At 66.8% G+C, this 18646-nt stretch carries 15 protein-coding genes and 1 pseudogene; 6 read left to right on the top strand and 10 right to left on the bottom strand.

The annotated features are described in order from the left end of the window. Nucleotides 1-46: 46 nt before the first annotated feature. The 3 genes from ACV095_RS02680 to ACV095_RS02670 all read right to left on the bottom strand — a co-directional run bounded on the left by ACV095_RS02680 (nucleotide 47) and on the right by ACV095_RS02670 (nucleotide 5094). Nucleotides 47-2083 carry an ABC transporter ATP-binding protein gene (locus ACV095_RS02680; protein ID WP_478222851.1) on the bottom strand — a complete coding sequence of 679 codons (2037 nt, stop codon included), beginning with the start codon at nucleotides 2081-2083 and terminating at the stop codon, nucleotides 47-49. Further along, on the bottom strand, nucleotides 2080-3828 hold the full coding sequence (locus tag ACV095_RS02675) for an ABC transporter ATP-binding protein (RefSeq protein ID WP_478222850.1): 1749 nt from the start codon (nucleotides 3826-3828) through the stop codon (nucleotides 2080-2082). The genes ACV095_RS02680 and ACV095_RS02675 overlap by 4 nt, the downstream gene beginning before the upstream one ends. Nucleotides 3829-3984: 156 nt before the next feature. Continuing rightward, nucleotides 3985-5094: an SDR family oxidoreductase gene (locus ACV095_RS02670; protein ID WP_478222849.1), complete on the bottom strand. Its 1110-nt coding sequence runs from the start codon at nucleotides 5092-5094 to the stop codon at nucleotides 3985-3987. Between the two features lie 573 nt (nucleotides 5095-5667). On the opposite strand from ACV095_RS02670, the gene katG reads away from it, so the two are divergent. Then, nucleotides 5668-7962, top strand: coding sequence for a catalase/peroxidase HPI (katG, locus tag ACV095_RS02665; protein ID WP_478222848.1), 2295 nt, complete (start codon nucleotides 5668-5670; stop codon nucleotides 7960-7962). A gap of 59 nt (nucleotides 7963-8021) precedes the next feature. Here the strand turns inward: katG and ACV095_RS02660 are convergent, their stop codons facing one another. Then, on the bottom strand, nucleotides 8022-9260 hold the full coding sequence (locus ACV095_RS02660; protein WP_134165505.1) for a sensor histidine kinase: 1239 nt from the start codon (nucleotides 9258-9260) through the stop codon (nucleotides 8022-8024). Nucleotides 9261-9387: 127 nt separating this feature from the next. Between ACV095_RS02660 and ACV095_RS02655 the strand changes: the two genes are divergently transcribed. Then, nucleotides 9388-9906 carry a GNAT family N-acetyltransferase gene (locus ACV095_RS02655; RefSeq protein WP_056391615.1) on the top strand — a complete coding sequence of 173 codons (519 nt, stop codon included), beginning with the start codon at nucleotides 9388-9390 and terminating at the stop codon, nucleotides 9904-9906. Nucleotides 9907-10095: 189 nt separating this feature from the next. Here ACV095_RS02655 and ACV095_RS02650 read toward each other — a convergent pair whose 3' ends face one another. The 4 genes from ACV095_RS02650 to ACV095_RS02635 form a co-directional block, all read right to left on the bottom strand. Beyond that, nucleotides 10096-10281: a hypothetical protein gene (locus tag ACV095_RS02650; RefSeq protein WP_018770686.1), complete on the bottom strand. Its 186-nt coding sequence runs from the start codon at nucleotides 10279-10281 to the stop codon at nucleotides 10096-10098. A gap of 79 nt (nucleotides 10282-10360) precedes the next feature. Beyond that, nucleotides 10361-11974: an AMP-binding protein gene (locus ACV095_RS02645; protein ID WP_478222847.1), complete on the bottom strand. Its 1614-nt coding sequence runs from the start codon at nucleotides 11972-11974 to the stop codon at nucleotides 10361-10363. Between the two features lie 86 nt (nucleotides 11975-12060). Beyond that, nucleotides 12061-12720, bottom strand: a complete 660-nt coding sequence (locus ACV095_RS02640; RefSeq protein WP_056391624.1) for a response regulator transcription factor — start codon at nucleotides 12718-12720, stop codon at nucleotides 12061-12063. Then, nucleotides 12713-14032 (bottom strand): sensor histidine kinase, encoded by a 1320-nt coding sequence (locus tag ACV095_RS02635; protein WP_478222846.1) that lies wholly within the window; start codon nucleotides 14030-14032, stop codon nucleotides 12713-12715. The genes ACV095_RS02640 and ACV095_RS02635 overlap by 8 nt, the downstream gene beginning before the upstream one ends. A 166-nt stretch (nucleotides 14033-14198) precedes the next feature. Between ACV095_RS02635 and ACV095_RS02630 the strand changes: the two genes are divergently transcribed. Both ACV095_RS02630 and ACV095_RS02625 read left to right on the top strand, forming a co-directional pair. Next, nucleotides 14199-15302: an ABC transporter permease gene (locus ACV095_RS02630; RefSeq protein WP_018770690.1), complete on the top strand. Its 1104-nt coding sequence runs from the start codon at nucleotides 14199-14201 to the stop codon at nucleotides 15300-15302. A gap of 26 nt (nucleotides 15303-15328) precedes the next feature. Then, the gene (locus tag ACV095_RS02625; RefSeq protein ID WP_018770691.1) at nucleotides 15329-16033 is read left to right on the top strand and encodes an ABC transporter ATP-binding protein; all 705 of its coding nucleotides are present in this window, start codon (nucleotides 15329-15331) and stop codon (nucleotides 16031-16033) included. A gap of 12 nt (nucleotides 16034-16045) precedes the next feature. On the opposite strand, the pseudogene ACV095_RS02620 reads toward ACV095_RS02625, so the two are convergent. Next, nucleotides 16046-16799: pseudogene (locus tag ACV095_RS02620) on the bottom strand (ZIP family metal transporter). A 169-nt stretch (nucleotides 16800-16968) separates the two neighbouring features. Between ACV095_RS02620 and ACV095_RS02615 the strand changes: the two are divergent. Beyond that, nucleotides 16969-17445 (top strand): sensor histidine kinase, encoded by a 477-nt coding sequence (locus tag ACV095_RS02615; protein WP_018770693.1) that lies wholly within the window; start codon nucleotides 16969-16971, stop codon nucleotides 17443-17445. A gap of 93 nt (nucleotides 17446-17538) precedes the next feature. On the opposite strand, the gene ACV095_RS02610 is transcribed toward ACV095_RS02615, so the two are convergent. After that, nucleotides 17539-18150 carry an NADPH-dependent FMN reductase gene (locus tag ACV095_RS02610; RefSeq protein WP_018770694.1) on the bottom strand — a complete coding sequence of 204 codons (612 nt, stop codon included), beginning with the start codon at nucleotides 18148-18150 and terminating at the stop codon, nucleotides 17539-17541. Nucleotides 18151-18377: 227 nt separating this feature from the next. Between ACV095_RS02610 and ACV095_RS02605 the strand changes: the two genes are divergently transcribed. Further along, entirely contained in the window at nucleotides 18378-18533 is a 156-nt protein-coding gene (locus ACV095_RS02605; RefSeq protein WP_018770695.1) for a hypothetical protein, read from the top strand. Nucleotides 18534-18646: the final 113 nt, after the last annotated feature.

The raw sequence follows: 18646 nt of genomic DNA, 5'->3' as shown, positions 1-18646 counted from the left end.
GTCAGATTCAATGACGGCTGTGTCCCAAAATGGGAGGCACGCTGTCCTAAACCTCCGCAACCGGCGCCGCGAACTGCGCCTCGTACAGCCGTGCGTAAGCCCCGCCGGCGGCCAGCAGTGATGAGTGGGTCCCCTGCTCCACGATCTGGCCGGCCTCCATCACCAGGATGAGGTCGGCGTCGCGGATCGTGGACAGGCGGTGGGCGATCACGAACGATGTACGGTCGGACCGCAGGGCGCTCATGGCCTTCTGCACCAGCACCTCGGTCCGGGTGTCCACCGAAGACGTCGCCTCGTCCAGGATCAAAACAGAGGGCCGCGCCAGGAACGCCCGGGCAATCGTCAGCAACTGTTTCTCGCCGGCGGACACGTTGGACCCTTCGTCGTCCAGCACGGTGTCGTATCCCTCGGGCAGGGACTTCACAAAGCGATCAACGTACGTCGCCCGCGCGGCCTCAAGCACCTCCGAAGAAGACGCAGCGGGCCGGCCGTAGGCAATGTTGTCCCGGATGGTCCCACCGAACAGCCACGTGTCCTGCAGCACCATCCCCATCCGCGAGCGCAGGTCGTTCCGGGTCATGGTGGTGATGTCCACGCCGTCCAACGTGATCCGGCCGGCATCCAGCTCGTAGAACCGCATCATCAGGTTCACCAGCGTGGTCTTGCCCGCCCCCGTCGGCCCCACAATGGCCACCGTCTGCCCCGGCTCCGCCACCAAAGACAACCCGGAAATCAGAGGCTTGTCCGGCGAATACGAGAAGGACACGTCCTCGAACACCAGCCGCCCGCGCCCGGCACCATCAGGACTCTGCAAAGAAGCACCCACAGGATCGGCAGACTGTTCCTCCGTATCCAACAACTCGAACACCCGCTCAGCCGACGCAACGCCGGACTGCAGCAGGTTGGCCATCGAGCCGAGCTGCGCCAGCGGCTGGGTGAACTGCCGCGAGTACTGGATGAACGCCTGCACGTCACCCAACTGCATGGCCCCGGACGCAACCTGCAGGCCGCCCACCACGGCAATCCCCACGTACACCAGGTTCCCGATGAAGGTCATGGCCGGCATGATCAGCCCGGAAATGAACTGCGCCCCGAAACTCGCCTCATACAGCTCCACGTTCTTCTGCCGGAACCGCTCCCCCACCTCGCGCTGCCGGCCGAACACCTTTACCAGTGCATGCCCGGTGTAGGTCTCCTCAATCTGCCCATTCAGCTCACCGGTGTTCTTCCACTGCTGCACAAACAGCTTCTGCGAGCGCTTGGCAATCAGCGCCGTGATCCCCAGCGTCAGCGGAATGGTCACCAGCGCGATCAGCGCCAGCGTCGGGGACAGGATGAACATCATCACCAATACGCCCACCACCGTCAGCAACGACGTCACCGCCTGGCTGATGGACTGCTGCAGGCTCTGCGAAATGTTGTCGACGTCGTTGGTCACCCGGCTGAGCAGCTCACCGCGCTGGATCGAGTCGAAATACCGCAGCGGCAGCCGGTTGATCTTCGCCTCGATCTTCTCGCGCAGCCCAAATACCGTCCGCTGCACCACGCCGTTCAGAACATACGCCTGCCCCCACATGAACGCCGACCCCAGCACGTACAGCACCAGCGCCCACGTCAGCACGCTGGCCAGCGCCGCAAAGTCGATCCCCGCACCCGGCGTCAGCGTCATGGCGCCGAGCATGTCCGCCTTCAGGTTCTCCCCCGCCGCCCGCAGCTGCGCAATCAGTTGCGCCTGCGTCATCCCCGGCGGCAGCTGCTTGGACACCACACCGGCGAAAATCAGGTTGGTGCCCTCGCCGAGCAGCCGCGGCCCAATCACCTGCAGCACTACGCCCGCCACGGCCATGACCAGCACCAGCACCAGCCAGAGCCGTTCCGGCCGCAGGGTGCCCAGCAGCCGTTTGGCCGAACCGCTGAAGTTCATCGCCTTCTCTGTCGGGACGTTCATCCCGGCAAACGGTCCGCCGTGCCCTGGGCCGCCGCGCGGCCGGGGAATGCGTACGACGTCGGCCTGGCCGGCTCCGGAGCCGGGCCCGGTTTTGGTGCCGCGAGCGGGACGGGTCCCCGGGTGTTGGGTGCTCATACCGTTTCCTCCGCTGCCAGCTGGGACGAAACAATCTCACGGTACGTCTCGGATGTCTCCAGCAACTCATGGTGCGTGCCGTGCGCAACGATCCTGCCGTCGTCGAGCACCATAATCTGGTCCGCGTCAACGATGCTGGACACGCGCTGGGCGATGATGACCATGGTGGCACCGGCAGTGCTGCGCTTGAGCGCCTGGCGCAGCCGGGCGTCGGTGCCGGTGTCCAGGGACGAGAACGAGTCGTCAAAGATGTAGAGCTCGGGCCGCTTCACCAGGGCCCGGGCGATGGCCAGCCGCTGCCGCTGCCCGCCGGAGACGTTGGTGCCGCCCTGCGAGATCGCCGCGTCCAGCCCATCCTCCATCTGCTCCACGAAGTCCCGGGCCTGGGCGATCTCCAGCGCGGTCCACAGCTCGTCCTCGGTGGCGTCCGGGTTGCCGTACAGGAGGTTGCTGCGCACGGTGCCGGAAAACAGGTATGGCCGTTGTGGCACCAGGCCGATGTGCCCCCAGAGCAGGTCCGGGTCCAGGTCCCTGACGTCCACTCCGTCCATCAGCACCGCGCCGGAGGTGACGTCGAAGAGCCTCGGCATCAAGTTCACCAGGGTGGTCTTGCCGGAGCCGGTGCTGCCGATGATCGCGGTCGTCTGCCCAGCGCGGGCGGTGAAGCTGATGCCTGACAGGACCGGCTGGTCGGCACCCGGGTAGGCGAATCCGACGTCGCGCATCTCCAACTCGCCGCGCCGCTGCCTGCCGGCGAACGCCGCGCTGGTGACCGGGTTCTCCGGCGGCAGGACGCTGGAACTGGTGCCCAGCACCTCGCCGATCCGGTCCGCGGACACCGACGCGCGCGGGATCATCACCGCCATGAAGGTAGCCATCATGACGGACATGAGGATCTGCATCAGGTAGCTCAAGAACGCGATCAGGGTGCCCACCTGCATGGACCCGTCCTCGATCCGGAAGGCGCCGAACCAGATAACCGCCACGCTGGATACGTTCAGGATCAGCATGACGGTGGGGAACATGAGCGCCATCAGGCGTCCGGCGCGGAGGGCAACGTCCGTGACGTCCGTGTTGGCCTGGGCGAACCGCGCCGTTTCCATGTCCTCCCGCACGAATGCCCGCACCACGCGGATGCCCGCGAGCTGTTCGCGCAGCACGCGGTTCACGGTGTCGATCCGGGCCTGCATCTTGCGGAACAGCGGCACCATCCGCGTGACAATGAGCCCGACGGCGATCAGCAGCACCGGGACACACACGGCAATGAGCCAGGACAGCTGGGCGTCCTGCCGGATGGCCATGATCACGCCGCCGATGCTGAGCATGGGCGCGGCCACCAGAAGCGTGGCGGACATCAGCACCAGCTGCTGGACCTGCTGGACGTCATTGGTGGACCTGGTGATCAGGCTCGGGGCGCCGAAGCGGGTGACCTCCTGCTCGGAAAACTCGCCCACGCGGTCAAAGATGGCGCCGCGCAGGTCCCGGCCCAGGCCCATCGCGGCCTTGGCACCGAAGTACACGGCCACCACGGCGCAGGCAATCTGCGCGAGGGTGATGAGCAGCATGACGCTGCCCGTGGACATGATGTAGGCGGTGTCGCCGCGGGCCACACCCTGGTCGATGATGTCCGCGTTCAGCGTTGGCAGGTACAGCGACGCGATGGACTGCGCCAGCTGGAAAACCACGACGGCGACCAGCAGCGGCCGGTGCGGCCGCAGGTATTCGACAAGCAACTTCCAGAGCATACGTACAAGCCCTCACCTGACGGAGTGTCCACAAACGTGGTGCGAAGGTCAGTGTACGTCCGGAGGCTGGGACTTAACCGGGGGTTCGAGCCAGAACTTTCAGGGTTCACTGACGGCGTACGCGGGCCCTCCGAACAGCTCTTTGGGCCTCATTGATCAGGGAATCAGGCTATCGGCGCGGTAGCGGTCGAACAGGGCCGTGAAGGAATCCAGCGTCCGCCGGTATCCCATGAAGCCGGCGTCCCGGCTCTTGCCCATGTCCGTCACCACCTCGATGCCGCGTCCCAGGTCACCGTCCGTGTGCCACCAGGATGCCACCCGGTCCAGCTCCGGCTCGCTGAGGTTGTGGTGGGCGGCGAGCTGCCGCCACTGGTCCCCGCGCCCCGCCATGGACTGCTCCAGGGGACGGGGCTCTCCCTGATAACCCTCCCACTCCACGCCGAAGTAGGCGGCGAGTTTCGGCCACATCCACCTCCAGCGGAACACGTCACCGTTGACGATGTTGAAGGCCTGGTTTGCGGCTTCCGGGGGGGTGGAGGCCCAGAGCATGTGCTCGGCCAGCAGGCCTGCATCCGTCATGTCAGTGAGGCCGTTCCATTGCGTCTCGGATCCCGGGAACACGAACGGCTGCCCGCTGTCCCGGCACAGGGTGGCCTGCGCAGCGAGCGTGAGGCCCATGTTCATGGCGTTGCCCACCGCATGCCCAATGACGGTGTGGGCGCGGTGCACGGACCAGGTGAACCCCTGCCGGGCCGCTGCCGCCCACAGCTCGTCCTCCTGGGCGTAATAGAAGTTCGGCACCGGAAGGCGCGGTTCTTCCTCATGGAAGGGGGTGTCCGGCATTTCCCCGGCGGCGTACGCCTCGAACGGTCCCAGGTAATGCTTGAGTCCGGTCATCAGGGCAACGTGGGCCACGGCCTTGCCCTGCAGTGCTGAGAGGAGATCACGAACCATGCCCGAATTGACGGCGATGTTCTCTTCCTCGGTGGCCCGGCGCGACCACGCGGTGAAGTAGACATGGGAGGGGTTCTCCGGACCAAGCACAGCCGCCAGGGAGGAAGCTGAGGTCAGGTCCGCCGAGAGCCACCGGACGCCAGGGCGCTCAGCTCCGGGCCTGCGGGACAAGGCAAGGACAGCCCAGCCTTCGCCAACCAAAGTATCCACCAGCGCGGACCCCGCGATGCCGGTGGCACCCACCACCAGGGCAGTCCGCCCGTTGCCCGCTGCTGATCCTGAACCCGCTGCTGTTCCTGAACCGATGGTCATAGTGCTCCTTCTGCTGCAGGGTTGTCCGACGACGCCCCCTTGCGACAAGCCCCAGCGTCAGGCAGATATTCCGCCGCTCAGTCGAGGTGTAGGCGGAGGGGGCTAGAAGCTGCCCTCCGTGTCAGGCTCAATCGCCCACGCAAGGCGGTGCAGCACACTTGCCGTCCGGCCCCGCAGGATTGACCAGGGTGACAGGCCGGGCTTCTTTACCCGAACCCTCTTGGGCGCACGCGGCAGCGCGCTGGTGGCAGTGTCGTCGCTCCTCGCAAGGAAGAGGGCTACAAGGCTTGAACCGTCCATGAAGTTGTTTCCTGAAATTTCGAAAGTCCCACGCAAAAGGGTGGGAAGAAATGGAGAGTGCGGACTTACTGAGAGAGGACCCGCACTTTGATTATGGCTGGGGGCAGCGGCAGCCTCCCAACCGGTTGACCAACTATTACGTTCCCTCACTTGGAGAACGGATCCCTCCTGGAAAAGAGGGGTTTCCCTCCCCCGCGTCTATGTTCCAATAGGAGGGTTGCACCGGCTGCCCGAGTCCAACCGCGGCCTCGGCCCAACGGAAGGAAGAAGCACATGACCGAACCCCAAGACCATCCCCCGGTCCCCACGCCCGGGAGCGCACAGGGCCTGGACCAGAAGGTTGAGGGTGGGTGCCCCGTAGCCCATGGCAGCGCCACGGCCCAGGGCAGCGAAAGTGAAAACCCGGCGATTGACACGCCGCAGCCCAAGGGGCACCGGCCACGGACCAACCAGGACTGGTGGCCCAACCAGCTGGACCTTTCCGTGCTTCATGCGCACAGCCAGGCGAGCAACCCGCTGGGCCCGTCATTCAGCTACCGCGAGGAATTCCAGAAGCTGGACGTGGAGGCACTCAAGCGTGACATCACCGAGGTCCTGACCACCTCGCAGGATTGGTGGCCGGCGGACTTCGGCCACTACGGCGGCCTCATGATTCGGCTGAGCTGGCACGCCGCAGGCACCTACCGCGTCCAGGACGGCCGCGGCGGAGCGGGTGACGGCAGCCAGCGGTTTGCCCCGCTGAACAGCTGGCCGGACAACGCCAACCTGGACAAGGCCCGGCGCCTGCTGTGGCCGGTCAAGCAGAAGTACGGCCAGAAGCTCTCCTGGGCCGACCTGCTGGTCCTGGCCGGAAACGTTGCCCTGGAATCGATGGGCTTCAAGACCTTCGGCTTTGCCTTTGGCCGGGAGGACGTGTGGGAGCCCGAGCAGATCTTCTGGGGCCCGGAGGATGCCTGGCTCGGCGACGAGCGCTACGTCGGCGAAGGGCAGATGTCCGAAGAGGTCGGCTCCACCGAAATGGGCCTGATTTACGTCAACCCCGAAGGCCCCAAGGGCAACCCGGACCCGGTGGCCGCTGCCGCGTTCATCCGCGAGACCTTCAAGCGGATGGCAATGAACGACGAAGAAACCTTCGCGCTGATCGCCGGCGGCCACACCTTCGGCAAGACCCATGGCGCCGGCCCCGCCGATGCTCATGTGGGTCCCGAACCGGAAGCCGCCAACCTTGAGGCACAGGGCCTGGGCTGGCTCAGCACCTACGGCAGCGGCAAGGGTGGCGACACCATCACCTCGGGCCTTGAGGTCACCTGGACGGACAGGCCTACGCAATGGAGCAACCGCTTCCTGGAGATCCTGTTCGAGTACGAGTGGGAACTGGTCAAGAGCCCGGGTGGCGCCCACCAGTGGGTGGCCAAGGACGCCCCCGAGATCATCCCGGACGCCCACGATCCCGCTAAGAAGCACCGGCCCACCATGCTGACAACGGACCTGTCGCTGCGCTTCGACCCCGTCTATGAGGCTATCGGACGGCGCTTCCTCAAGAACCCGGACGAGTTCGCCCTGGCGTTCGCCAAGGCCTGGTACAAGCTGCTGCACCGCGACATGGGCCCGGTGGGGCCCCACATGCTGGGCCCGTGGGTCCCGGAGCCGCAACTGTGGCAGGACCCTGTTCCCGCCGTCGACCATGAACTGATTGACGACCAGGACGTCGCCTCCCTGAAGGCCAAGCTGCTGGATTCCGGCCTGACCATCCCGCAACTGGCCGGCACGGCCTGGGCCTCGGCTGCCACCTACCGCAAGACGGACCGCCGTGGCGGCGCCAACGGTGCCCGGATCCGGCTGGAGCCGCAGCGCAGCTGGGACGTCTCCGAACCGGAGCAGCTGTCCACCGTGCTCCAGGCCCTTGAGCGTGTCCAGGATGAGTTCAATTCAGCCCAGGCAGGCGGCAAGAAGGTGTCCCTCGCCGACCTGATCGTCCTGGGCGGCGCGGCTGCGGTGGAAAAGGCCGCTGCCGACGCAGGGTTCCCCGTGACTGTGCCGTTCCGGCCCGGCCGCACGGACGCCACCCAGGAGCAGACCGACGTCGAATCATTCCAGTACCTGCAGCCGCGGGCTGACGGGTTCCGCAACTACCTGCGGGCCGGCCTGAAGCTCCAGCCAGAGACCCTCCTGCTGGACAAGGCCTACATGCTGGACCTCTCCGCGCCGGAAATGACGGCGCTGGTGGGCGGCATGCGTGCCCTGGGCACCAACGTGGGCGGCGCCGGCCACGGCGTGCTTACGGACAGGCCGCAGGTCCTGACGAACGATTTCTTCGTCAACCTTCTCTCACCAGGCACCAAATGGAAGGCGTCCGAGTCGGAGGAAAATGTCTACGAAATTACCGATGCCGCCACCGGTGAGCTGAAGTGGACGGCCACCCCCGTGGACCTGGTCTTCGGCTCCAACTCGCAACTGCGCGCCCTCGCCGAGGTCTACGCCAGCGACGACGCCCGGGAGAAGTTCGTCAACGACTTCGTGGCCGCCTGGACCAAGGTCATGGAGCTGGACCGCTTCGACCTGAACTAGACCCCTAAGTCAGGGCCGGCTGCATACCGCAGCCGGCCCTGACTCCTTTGAAGCGATTGTCAGGGTCCGGCGGGAAAGCTGATCACCGCGGTGGTGCCGCCGCCCGGCGTCTCTTTCAGGCTCAGCTCTCCACCGTGGGCTTCCACAACGCGCCGGGCGATTGCCAGGCCCAGACCCGAGCCGTGTCCGTCACCGTCCCTGTGGAGCCGGACGAGGGGTTCCAGGACGCGCTGCCGGTCCTCCGGGGCGATCCCCTTGCCGTTGTCCGCCACAAACACCGTGGTTCCGTGGTAGTTGGAAATACCGCTGATGCGGACCTTGAGGTCCCGGTCCGGGCTCCGGTAATTCACTGCGTTGGCCACCAGGTTCTGCAGGAGCGTGCGCAGCTGGCCGGGATCCACATGGAGCTTCATAGCCTCGGCGTCCAGGACGGCGCCACTGCCGAAGGACAGGCCCAGATCCTTGGCGACCTCTGCTGCCACCGTCTGGAGGGAGACCCGTTGCCGCTGGAGGGCACCGCCCATCCGGGAGTAGGTCAGGACGTCTTCAAGCATGGCGAGCATCCGGTGCCCGCTGGCATCGATGATCTGCAGGTACTCGGCCGCAGGGTGGTCGCCGTCCACCTCGTCCCCGGCCATCTCCACGTAGCCCAGCATGGTGGTGAGGGGTCCGCGCAGGTCGTGGCTGACACGTCCCGCGAACTCCGCCAGTTTGGCATTGCTTTCGCGCACCTCGCTGAGGGCGCTGTTCAGCTGGAGGGTTCGCCGCTGGAGTTCCAGGAGCTGGACGGCCTGGCGGGCCAGGATCTCCAGCATGCCCAGGTGGTCCTTCCCAGGGGTGCCCGGGGTATTGGCGAAGACGCAGAGGGAGCCCAGCACGAACCCGGACGCGGTCTCCAGGGGCACCGACGCGTAGTACCGCACGGAGGCGATCTCCCCTGTCACAAACGGATTCGATGCGAGGCGGGGGTCCAGGGATGCGTCGGGGACAACGGTTGGCTTCCCCGAAAGGAAGACTTGTGAACACATGGAATCTTCGCGGGCACAGACGGCGGCCTCAAAGCCGACGGCCGCCACCTGCTGTTGCTGATCGGAGGTGACAACATTGATCACGCCGAAGGGGACGCCGCAAAGTTTGGCGGCCAACTGAACCAGGTTCTTCAGGGGTTCCGTAGACAGCTCGTCAGGGGTGTGCGTGGATCCTTCGTCAGCGGCAAAGGCGAACCCGTATTCCTGCAGCAGTTCGTCCCGCCCGGCCGGATCCGCGGGAGCTGCAGTTACCGTCTGAGTGCGCGCCATGAATTGTCCCCTTTCAGACCGCAAATTTGGGTCCGGGGCCGATAGTACAGGCCAGCAGCGATTTCCCGGGAACGCGCTCACCGTGCACGGCCGGAACGCAGGCACATCCGCAGCATAGGATCTTCTCATGGCCCAGCTCATCGCACCAGACGTCAGCCTCCACTCATCCTGGCTTGAGGCAGCGGCAGAGTTTGCCGGTGCCCGGCAGGACGGTGCGGGCGCAGACAGCTGGTCCCCGGACGATCTCATCGGTGCACAGGCGTTCAGCCGGTTCGTTGACGTCCTCATCAAAGACGCCAGGCCGGAAACGGTGCGGAAGCCCGGCTACGTGCCCTGCACCTACCTGTGGATTGTCGACGGCGGCACGTTCCTCGGCTCGCTGGCCATCAGGCACAGCTTGAACGACTACCTCCTCAACGAAGGCGGGCACATCGGCTACAGCGTCAGGCCCTCCGCGAGGCGGCGCGGCCATGCAGCGAAAGCGTTGGCAGACGCGCTTCCCGTGGCGCGGACGCTGGGGATCGAACGGGTGCTCCTGACCTGCGACGAGGCCAATGCCGGATCGAGGGCCACCATTGAAAAAAATGGCGGGCAGTACGAAGACACGCGCAACGGCAAGCGCCGCTATTGGATAGAGAACGCCTAGCCCATGGGGGGAAGCCCCCGCGCGAGTCTAGCTCCAGCGCAGGGGCCTCCAATGCTTCCTGCCGGGGAACTGACGTGGAAGCAGTTAAGAAATTACCGGTCGGTAGCCTGCCTAAATGCCCAAAACCGGCACCTTCGGCCAATCTTGAGCCAACCTTGAGCGGAGCTCACTGCGCGATCTCATCGGAACTCAGTCCGTTGGCCCCGCCGCGGCATCCGGATCCTCTTCCGGTTCAAAGGTGTTGGGCTCGGCGCCGTCGGAAATCCCGACGCCGTCCTTACCACCGGGGATCCCGCCGTCGGCATTGCCTTTGCCGGCCGCCGAGCCTTCCTGCGGCTCATCCCCGGGCAGTGAATCAGGTGAATTGATGGACATCGCTCCTCCTTCTGTGGCTGGGCCTCCACGCTAACAGCCCCCGACCCAAAAGGCGCCGGAAGGCGGCCATCTCCTGAAGTCAGCGGCCCAGTTCCGCGGCCCGCTGCTGCCTCAGGATGTAGCGCTGCAGCTTGCCCGACGGCGTCTTTGGCAGGTCCTCAACGAAGTGGATGCGGCGCGGGTAGGCGTGTGCGGCGAACTGCGTCTTGACCATGGTCTGCAGTTCGGCCACCAGGGCATCACTGCCGGTGGTCCCTTCCGCCAGGACAACATAAGCCTCCAGGACTTCTCCGCGCAGTTCGTCGGGAGCGCCCACCACGGCAGTTTCCAGGACCGCCGGATGGGTGGCCAGGACGCTCTCCACATCGAAAGGGCCAATCCGGTAGCCGGCCATGATGATCACGTCGTCATCACGGGAGGAGAAGAAATAGTAGCCGTCCGCGTCCACCGTGCCCGCGTCGCCGGTCAGGTACCACTTGGCGTCCGCGCTGAATCTTTCCGCCGTCTTTTCCGGTGCGTCCTGGTACCCCTTGAACCACATCATGGGGCTGTCTGCCACATTGACGGCAACCCGGCCCAGTTCACCCGGCGCGGCCGGCTCGTCGGCGTTGTCCTTGAGGACCGCACAGCTCCACCCCGGCAGGGGCCGGCCCATGGAACCCGGCCTGAGTTCCGTCCGCACGTCGTCATGCCAGGCATTGATGATCATCATCCCGTGTTCGGTCTGTCCGTAATGGTCCCGTACCGGAACCCCCAGCACCTCCCGGGCCCAGCTGATCACCTCCGGGGTCAGCGGTTCGCCGGCGGACGAGGCGCGCCGAAGGTGGAAAGGACTGATTCCGGCGCCGGCTTTCGCGCGCATGGTGCGGTACACGGTGGGGGCAGCCGCGAAGTTGGTGACGGAAAACGCCTCCAGCACTTTGAAGCTGAGTTCCGGCGAGAAACCCGGGCGCAGCAGGAGGTTCCGCCGCCCTGCCGCCATGGGACCGAGGATCCCGTAGTACAGGCCGTAGGCCCAGCCGGGATCTGCGGCATTCCAAAAAACATCCTCGTCACTGACGTCCAGGCCCAGCTCGACGTACTGGCGGAACGCGGCCAACGCCCGGACGGGCACCGGTACGCCCTTGGGTGCACCGGTGGTTCCGGACGTGAAGATCAGCACCAAATCACCGTCACCTCCCACAGCTTCGGCCGCGATCCCCGGTTGCTGCCTGGCAAGGAGCGGCGTGAGCGCCAGGTCCGGCAGGGATGCTTCTGCGCCGGCAACCACGACGGCGGCCTCGGTTTCGTGGATCTTCGCCCGCTGGTCGGCGTCGGTGATCACAGCCTTTGCGCCGGAGGCTGTGAGGCGAAGCTCGATGGCCGGCCACGCGAAGGCGGTGAACAGCGGCACGTGGACGGCACCGCGGCGCCAAATAGCCAGGAGCATGACCACCAGGTCCGCCGACTTTCCCATCAGGGTGGCCACCGCATCTCCCGGACCTATTCCCAACTCCGCCAAGGCGGCGGCTCCCCGTTCCGAGCGTTCCCGGAGCTCGCCGTAGGTGATGTCCTCGGCGGAGAGGTCGGCAGCAACCACCGTAAAGGCAACGGCGTTGGGATCGTGGCTGTCACACAGGAGTTCGGCCGCGCAGGCGTCGGCCGCACCGTAGGTGGAAAGAAGGGCATCAACGGCTGGGACCGGACGGGACATTCATTCTCCTTTGAACAATGTGACCTGGAACAGCGGCACCTGGAAACAGCGGCCTCTGTAACGCAGTGGAATAAACGTACTGCAGGTCAGCCCCTGGCGCCCGGCGGCCTGATGATGCGCCGCTGGGCAGCGGCCGCGATGGCGGCGGTGCGGTTGTCCACGCCGAGCTTGCCGTAGATGTGCACCAGGTGGGTCTTCACCGTCGCCTCGGAAATGAAGACCTGCCTGGCGATGGCGCGGTTGGACAGGCCCGTGGCCAGCAGCTCCAACAGCTGCACCTCCCGGGGGGTCAGCGAAGTGCCGGGGTTGCTGATCCGGTCCATCAGCAGCGCAGCCGCCCGCGGCGCCAGGGCCGTCCCGCCAGCAGCCGCCTGCAAAACCGCCTGCCGGAGCTGGTCCGGCGGCGCGTCCTTCAGCATGTACCCGCTGGCTCCCGCCTCGACGGCCGCCAGGATGTCCGCGTCGGTGTCGTACGTGGTGAGGATGAGTACCGGCGGAGCGGCGTGAAGTTTGCGGATCTCGGCAGTGGCCGTGACACCGTCCATCCCCTCGCCCATTTGCAGGTCCATGAGGACCACATCCGGCGCCTCGCCCAGCGCCGTCAGCCGGGCCAGTTCCTTCAGCGCAGCGGCCCCGTCAGCGGCCTCGGCGGCGATGGAGATGCCCTCGATTCCGGTGAGCATGGCACGCAGCCCGGCACGGACCACGGGGTGGTCGTCCACCAGCAGGACGCGCACCTCACCCACGGGGACCACCGTCCAGCGGCAGCCGGATGGCCACCACGGCGCCCTCGCCGGGCGCGGACTCCAGTGCAAGCGTCCCGTTCAATCCGGTGACCCGCTCCCGCAGCGAGCGCAGCCCGAACCCGCTGCCGTCCGCTGCGTCCGCGGCACCGGCCGCAGCGGCGGGATCAAAGCCCGTGCCGTCGTCGTAAATGTCCATGGTCACCTCGGTGCCCAGGAAGGCAAGGGTGACGACGGCGTTCGCTGCCCGGGAGTGTTCGCGGACATTCGCGAGGCTCGCCTGAGCCGCCCGCAGCAGGGTCACGCGGACCGGCTGGGGCAGATCCTGCGGCTCACCGTCCACCTCCAGCCGGCACCGCAGCGCCACCCCAGCGGCCGCGGCGCCTGCCTCCGTCTTGCCGCACAACCGGCGCAGGGCCTCCACCAAAGTGGTCCCCTCCAGCTGTGGCGAGGACAGGCCGCGGACGAAGCTGCGCGCCTCCGCAAGGTTGTCGGCGGCGGTCTGCTGCACCAGCGCCAGCCGTGAGGATGCGGTCGCGGCATCACCGTCGGCGAGGGACTGCTCCGCCGCCCGTCCCAGGAGCACGATGCTGGACAGGCCCTGGGCCAGAGTGTCGTGGATTTCCCGGGCCAGCCGCTCCCGCTCCGCCAGCATCCCGGCGTCGTGCTGGGACCTGGCCAGCTCCTGCCGCGTCCGGCGCAGTTCGTCGGCCGCACGCCGCTGGTTTTCGGCCTCGCGGTACAGGGCCGCGTACGCCAACCCGGTGATTACCGAGAAGACCGCACCCAGCACAGGGCCCACCACGGCCGCGGCGTGCGGCACCGGGGCGCCGCTGGCAGCCCACTGGGAGGCAACCACCGCCACCGTCATCAGCGCGATGGTCAGCAGCGCAGCCCGCCGGGGCAGCAGGTGCAGGTGCAGGAAGAAGATGGGGAACGCCAGCCACGCAAAGTCCGCACTCCCGGCAAGCAGCAACGCCCACAAGCCCGTGACCAGGGTCAGCCAGAGCAGGCCGTAACGGCGGGGGTTGAAGCCGATCCGGGCTTCCGCGTGGCGCTTTTCGAGGACCGTTCCGGCCAGGTACACAGCAGCGAGGACCACGGCGGCGCCCGCCCACAGCCAGCGCAGGGAACCACCGGACATCAGCATCCGGACCAGGGCCACGGCCAGCAGCACCGCGAACCCCGTGTGCAGGGTGACCCGCAGGACCCGAAGGATTGCCGCCGACGATGCGTTTTCCAGCGCATTCAACGGCCCCTTCGCGGGGATGCCGCCGGCCTTCTCCGGTGGTTGCGGCAGGGGCGTGGCAGGCATTTCCCCAGCTTATGCCGGGACCGCCTGCAGGGGATCAACCGAACGGTTGACTCCCGGCTCAACCCTTCCATCCCGGAGGATCAACCGTCCCCGCGATGCCGCCGGGGGCAGCCCCCGGGAGAGTGGAAGGACACAAGAATCCACCCCTGCTGAGAGAAGAAACAACGTGTTCCTGGCAATCCGCGATATCCGCTTCGCCAAAGGCCGGTTCGCCATGATGGGCGGCGTCGTAGCCCTGATCACCCTCCTGCTGGTCATGCTGTCAGGCCTGACAGCGGGCCTGGCCGAGCAGTCGACGTCGGCCATCGACAAGCTGGGCGCGGCCGGCACCAGGCCGGTGGATACCATCGTCTTCGGCGCTCCCGGTTCCGCCACCCCCAAGGCGTCCTACACGGAAAGCTCCGTGACGGCCGCCCAGGTGGAGCGCTGGAAGAACCAGCCCGGCGTCAGGTCCGCAGAGCCGCTGGGCATTACCCAGACCCGGGCCCAGACCGTCAAGGGGTCGGGCACGGCCAACGTGGCGGTTTTCGGCGTTTCCCCGGGAAGCCCGCTGGCACCCGTTGAGGTGTCCGCCGGCACCGCGGTGCTGGGTACCTCGGTTGCGGAGGCTCTGTCGGCCGGCCAAGGCGACAAAGTCTCCCTGGGCGGCGTGGAGCTTTCCGTCGCCGCGGTGGTGCCGGATCAGTGGTACGCACATACCAGCGTGGTGTGGACGGCCCTGCCGGCGTGGGCCAGGGCAGCGCACGTGTCCGACGGCGGACAGCTGGCGACCGTCGTCGCCGTCACCTACGCCCCGGGGGCCACGGTGGACGGCGCCGCCGTCGACGCAGCCGTGCATACAGTCAGCGCCTCACGCGCCGGGTCCTTCCAGGCGCTGGGCTCCTTCAAGAGCGAGAACGGGTCCCTGACCCTGATGCAGGCGTTCCTGTACGGGATCTCGTCACTGGTGATCGTGGCATTCCTGACCGTATGGACCATCCAGCGGACCCGGGACATTGCCGTGCTGAAAGCCATGGGTGCGCCCGGTGCCTACATCCTCCGGGACGCCCTGACCCAGGCCGCGATCGTCCTCACCGCCGGTGCCGCCGTCGGTGGAGCCGTGGGCGTCGCGGCCGGTTCCCTTGCCGCCCAGGCTGCCCCGTTCCTGCTGAACGCGGGCACCACGGTGCTTCCCGTCGTCGGGATTGTTGCCCTGGGCCTGGCCGGCGCCGCACTGGCGGTCCGCCGCGTGACCAAGGTCGACGCGCTCCTGGCGCTCGGCGGCAACTAATCCACCCTTACGAAAGGAACGCCATCATGCCCTCCCCCACCCCCGCTCCCCTGAGCCTGGTCAACGTCACCCTCGAATATCCGGACGGCGGCGGAACCACCACCGCCCTGGACCGGGTCAGCCTCACGGCCCCGGCCGGCCAGCTGGTTGCGCTCGTGGGCCCTTCGGGCTCCGGCAAATCAAGCCTCCTGGCCGTCGCCGCCACCCTGGTCCGCCCCTCCCACGGGCAGGTCATGATTGACGGCACCGATACCGGTGGCCTCAGGGACAAGGAGCTCACCGCGCTGCGCCGGCACAAGGTGGGCATCATCTTCCAGCAGCCCAACCTGCTGCCCTCGCTCACCGCCGTCGAACAGCTCATCATCAGCGACCACCTGCGCGGAAAGCCTGCCAAGGCGGCTCGGACGAAGGCCGCGGAACTGCTGGACGTCGTTGGCCTCTCCGCGAGCGCCAGGAAACTGCCGCACCAGCTCTCCGGCGGCCAGCGCCAGCGGGTGAACATCGCCCGGGCACTCATGGGCAGCCCCAAGGTGCTGCTGGTGGACGAGCCAACCGCCGCTCTGGACCATGAACGCAGCGCCTCGATCATCGGGCTCCTCCGCCAGGTAACCACCGGGTTCGGGGTGGCCACCGTGATGGTCACCCATGACACCGAGTTCGTGCCGCTGACGGACGTGGTGGCCACCATGCGGGACGGCAGGCTGACGGCGCCGGTGCTGACGGGGGCGTAGGGGCCCCTGTCCTCACCCCAGGTGGTGCACCGTAAACGCCGTCAGGAACCCCACGGCCGCGGTGAGTCCGGTCAGGTTGTGGTGCTCCTCGAAGGCCTCGGGAATCATCGTGTCCGCCAGCATGGCCAGGATGCCGCCGGCGGCAACGGAGGTGATGAATGCGACCAGCTCATCCGGGGCGTCCTCCAGCGCCACATATCCCAGCAGCGCTGCCACTCCGCTCAGGAGCGCAATGCCGCCCCAGAGCCCGAACACGTACCCCCTGCTCCGGCCCGCCTTCTTCATGCCGGCGGTGCCGGACAGGCCCTCCGGCACGTTGGAGATGAAGACGGCTGCCAGCATGGCAGGACCTCACCGCTCCGCCGGCCAGCAGGCCGACGCCCAGGACCACCGATTCCGGGACGCCGTCCAGCAGTGCACCGACGGCGATGGCGGTGCCGCTGCCCGGATTGTCCTTTTCGGAGGGCTGCTGGTCCCCGGACCGCTTGCGGTGCTTGGCGCCGGCCCTGGCCAGGAGCACGTTGGCGCCCACGTACACCACTGCCCCCGCCAGGAAGCCCGCCACCGTGGGCCAAAGGCCACCGCCCTTGACCGCCTCGTCCACCAGTTCAAAGGCAAGGGCCGAGATCAGCACACCTGCGCCGAAAGCCATGACCGTCGAGACGATTTTGGAGGGGATGGACCACCGCCAGGACACGGCAGCTCCCAGGACCAGGGCAGCACCGGCACCGGTGCCCCATACAAGTGACATCAACCAGGTAGGCATACCTCTTCCGTCCCCAGCGCGGCGGCAATGAAACAAGGGGCAGCAGTGCACCCGGTCACCCTCCACGCGCAGAATTGATGGGATCTTGAGGCAAACCTTGCCATCCCTAGACATTGCAGGTCCACGCTTTAGCCATAGGACCAAACCAGCTTGTGGGGAGCAGGAAGTCATGGGAAGCAGAACAGCGTTGGACAACGAGGTCACAACCGTGGGAGGCGTGCTGACGGACAAGCAGCCGCTGGATTTCCACACGTTGGGACTGGCCGGGTGCATTGACCGGCTTACCGCCCCTCTGAGGCAGCGCGGGACCTCGGTCCACTGGGATACTCCGCACTGGGGCGTCGAGATCCCGGCGGACTGCGCGTCCCTCCTGTACCAGTCGGCCCGGGAGGCGCTCAGCAACGCGTTCAAATTCTCGTCCGCGTCCACGCTCAGCATCCAGCTGGCGGCTGTTGACCACGGCATCCGCTTGGTAGTGGCCGACGACGGCACGGGCTTCGACAGCATCCTCGCCAAGAGCGGGCGGCACCACGGCTACGGCCTGCGGCTCATGGCGGTCGCCGTGCAGGAAGCGGGCGGCGCAGTGGAGATCAGTTCCAGCCCCGGCCAGGGCACCAGCGTGACGGTGACGCTGCCGCTGGACTGACCCGCCGGCTCGCGATGCCGGCATAAAGACTCGGATGCCCGCCGTTGCTGGGACGGCGGGCATCCGTACGCCTTATGAAGACCCGCCAGGGAATCAGCGGGAAAGCTTGGCGGCGTCCGGTTCCAGGTCGCCGATGTGACCGGGCGCGTTGGCGGCCAGGACCCGTGCCACGAAGGCCGCATACTCTTCCATGTAGTGGCTGAGGAACTTGGCGGTGGACCCGTCCTTGACCTCGCCGTCGTCGCCGAAAACCTTGGGATCGTACTTGACGTAGGCCTCCGGCGCATTCAGCTGCGGTGCGTCCAGGAAGCTCAGGACGGCCCGCATGGAGGACTGCATCACGGCCGTCCCGATGCTGCCAGGTGAGGCGCCGATGATGCCGGTGGGCTTGCGGGCAAAGGAGTTGGTGCCCCAGGGCCGGGATCCCCAGTCGATGGCGTTCTTGAGGGCTCCCGGGATGGAGCGGTTGTATTCCGGGGACACGAAGAGGATCCCGTCCGCGGCCTCAATGGCTTCCTTGAGGGCCCGGCCCTCCGGCGGGAAATCGGCGTCATAGTCGTAGCTGTACAGCGGGAGGTCCTTGATTGGGATCTCCGTGAATTCCAGTTCCCCGGGCGCGAGTTTGATCAGGGCCTTGGCCAGAACCCGGTTGATGGAGCCGCTGGCCAGGCTGCCCACGAAATATCCGATCTTGTACGTTGCCATGAGTGGTCCTTTCCAACAGCCGGGCCGCGCCGGCTGGGTCGGTTTGGGTTGGAAATGGCGCCGTCCCAGCAGCCCGGAGGGGCGAAGAAACGGCGGTTGGTGCTCACTGCTTCACCAGTCCAGCACACAAGCCCTGCTGCGGCCAGAGTGCGTGGGAGGTCCTTGACACGTCATGGAGCGGAGCGCTGAATGAGGGGTACCGCGAACCAGCGCCACGAGGAGCAGCCATGACTGAAGATCGCTCACGGAACGACGACGACGACCGGGTCCACGCTGAATCGCCCGCCGAAGGCGATCCGGACGCCGACCCTGCCGACATCCGCGTCCACTCCCAGGACCCCGCCGAGGGAGCAGACGACGACGGGGACCCCGCCAGGAAATAGCCGCCCGGACGCCAGCCCCGGCCCAGCAGCCAACCGTCCCGCCTGGCAAAATCCCCTTGCACGCACGCCACCTGTCTACTACGTTGTAGGTCATCGAGAAAGCGCTTTCCCAC

This window comes from Arthrobacter sp. JDC6 (genome assembly GCF_056484025.1).
The sequence above is the reverse complement of the archived record's forward strand: the minus strand, read 5'-3'. Positions and strand labels throughout refer to the sequence as shown.

Coding starts and splice junctions, on each gene's coding strand:
- ACV095_RS02680 (WP_478222851.1), bottom strand. CDS start 2,083: ATGAGCACCCAACACCCGGGGACCCGTCCCGCTCGCGGCACCAAAACC.
- ACV095_RS02675 (WP_478222850.1), bottom strand. CDS start 3,828: ATGCTCTGGAAGTTGCTTGTCGAATACCTGCGGCCGCACCGGCCGCTG.
- ACV095_RS02670 (WP_478222849.1), bottom strand. CDS start 5,094: ATGACCATCGGTTCAGGAACAGCAGCGGGTTCAGGATCAGCAGCGGGC.
- katG (WP_478222848.1), top strand. CDS start 5,668: ATGACCGAACCCCAAGACCATCCCCCGGTCCCCACGCCCGGGAGCGCA.
- ACV095_RS02660 (WP_134165505.1), bottom strand. CDS start 9,260: ATGGCGCGCACTCAGACGGTAACTGCAGCTCCCGCGGATCCGGCCGGG.
- ACV095_RS02655 (WP_056391615.1), top strand. CDS start 9,388: ATGGCCCAGCTCATCGCACCAGACGTCAGCCTCCACTCATCCTGGCTT.
- ACV095_RS02650 (WP_018770686.1), bottom strand. CDS start 10,281: ATGTCCATCAATTCACCTGATTCACTGCCCGGGGATGAGCCGCAGGAA.
- ACV095_RS02645 (WP_478222847.1), bottom strand. CDS start 11,974: ATGTCCCGTCCGGTCCCAGCCGTTGATGCCCTTCTTTCCACCTACGGT.
- ACV095_RS02635 (WP_478222846.1), bottom strand. CDS start 14,032: ATGCCTGCCACGCCCCTGCCGCAACCACCGGAGAAGGCCGGCGGCATC.
- ACV095_RS02625 (WP_018770691.1), top strand. CDS start 15,329: ATGCCCTCCCCCACCCCCGCTCCCCTGAGCCTGGTCAACGTCACCCTC.
- ACV095_RS02615 (WP_018770693.1), top strand. CDS start 16,969: ATGGGAAGCAGAACAGCGTTGGACAACGAGGTCACAACCGTGGGAGGC.
- ACV095_RS02610 (WP_018770694.1), bottom strand. CDS start 18,150: ATGGCAACGTACAAGATCGGATATTTCGTGGGCAGCCTGGCCAGCGGC.
- ACV095_RS02605 (WP_018770695.1), top strand. CDS start 18,378: ATGACTGAAGATCGCTCACGGAACGACGACGACGACCGGGTCCACGCT.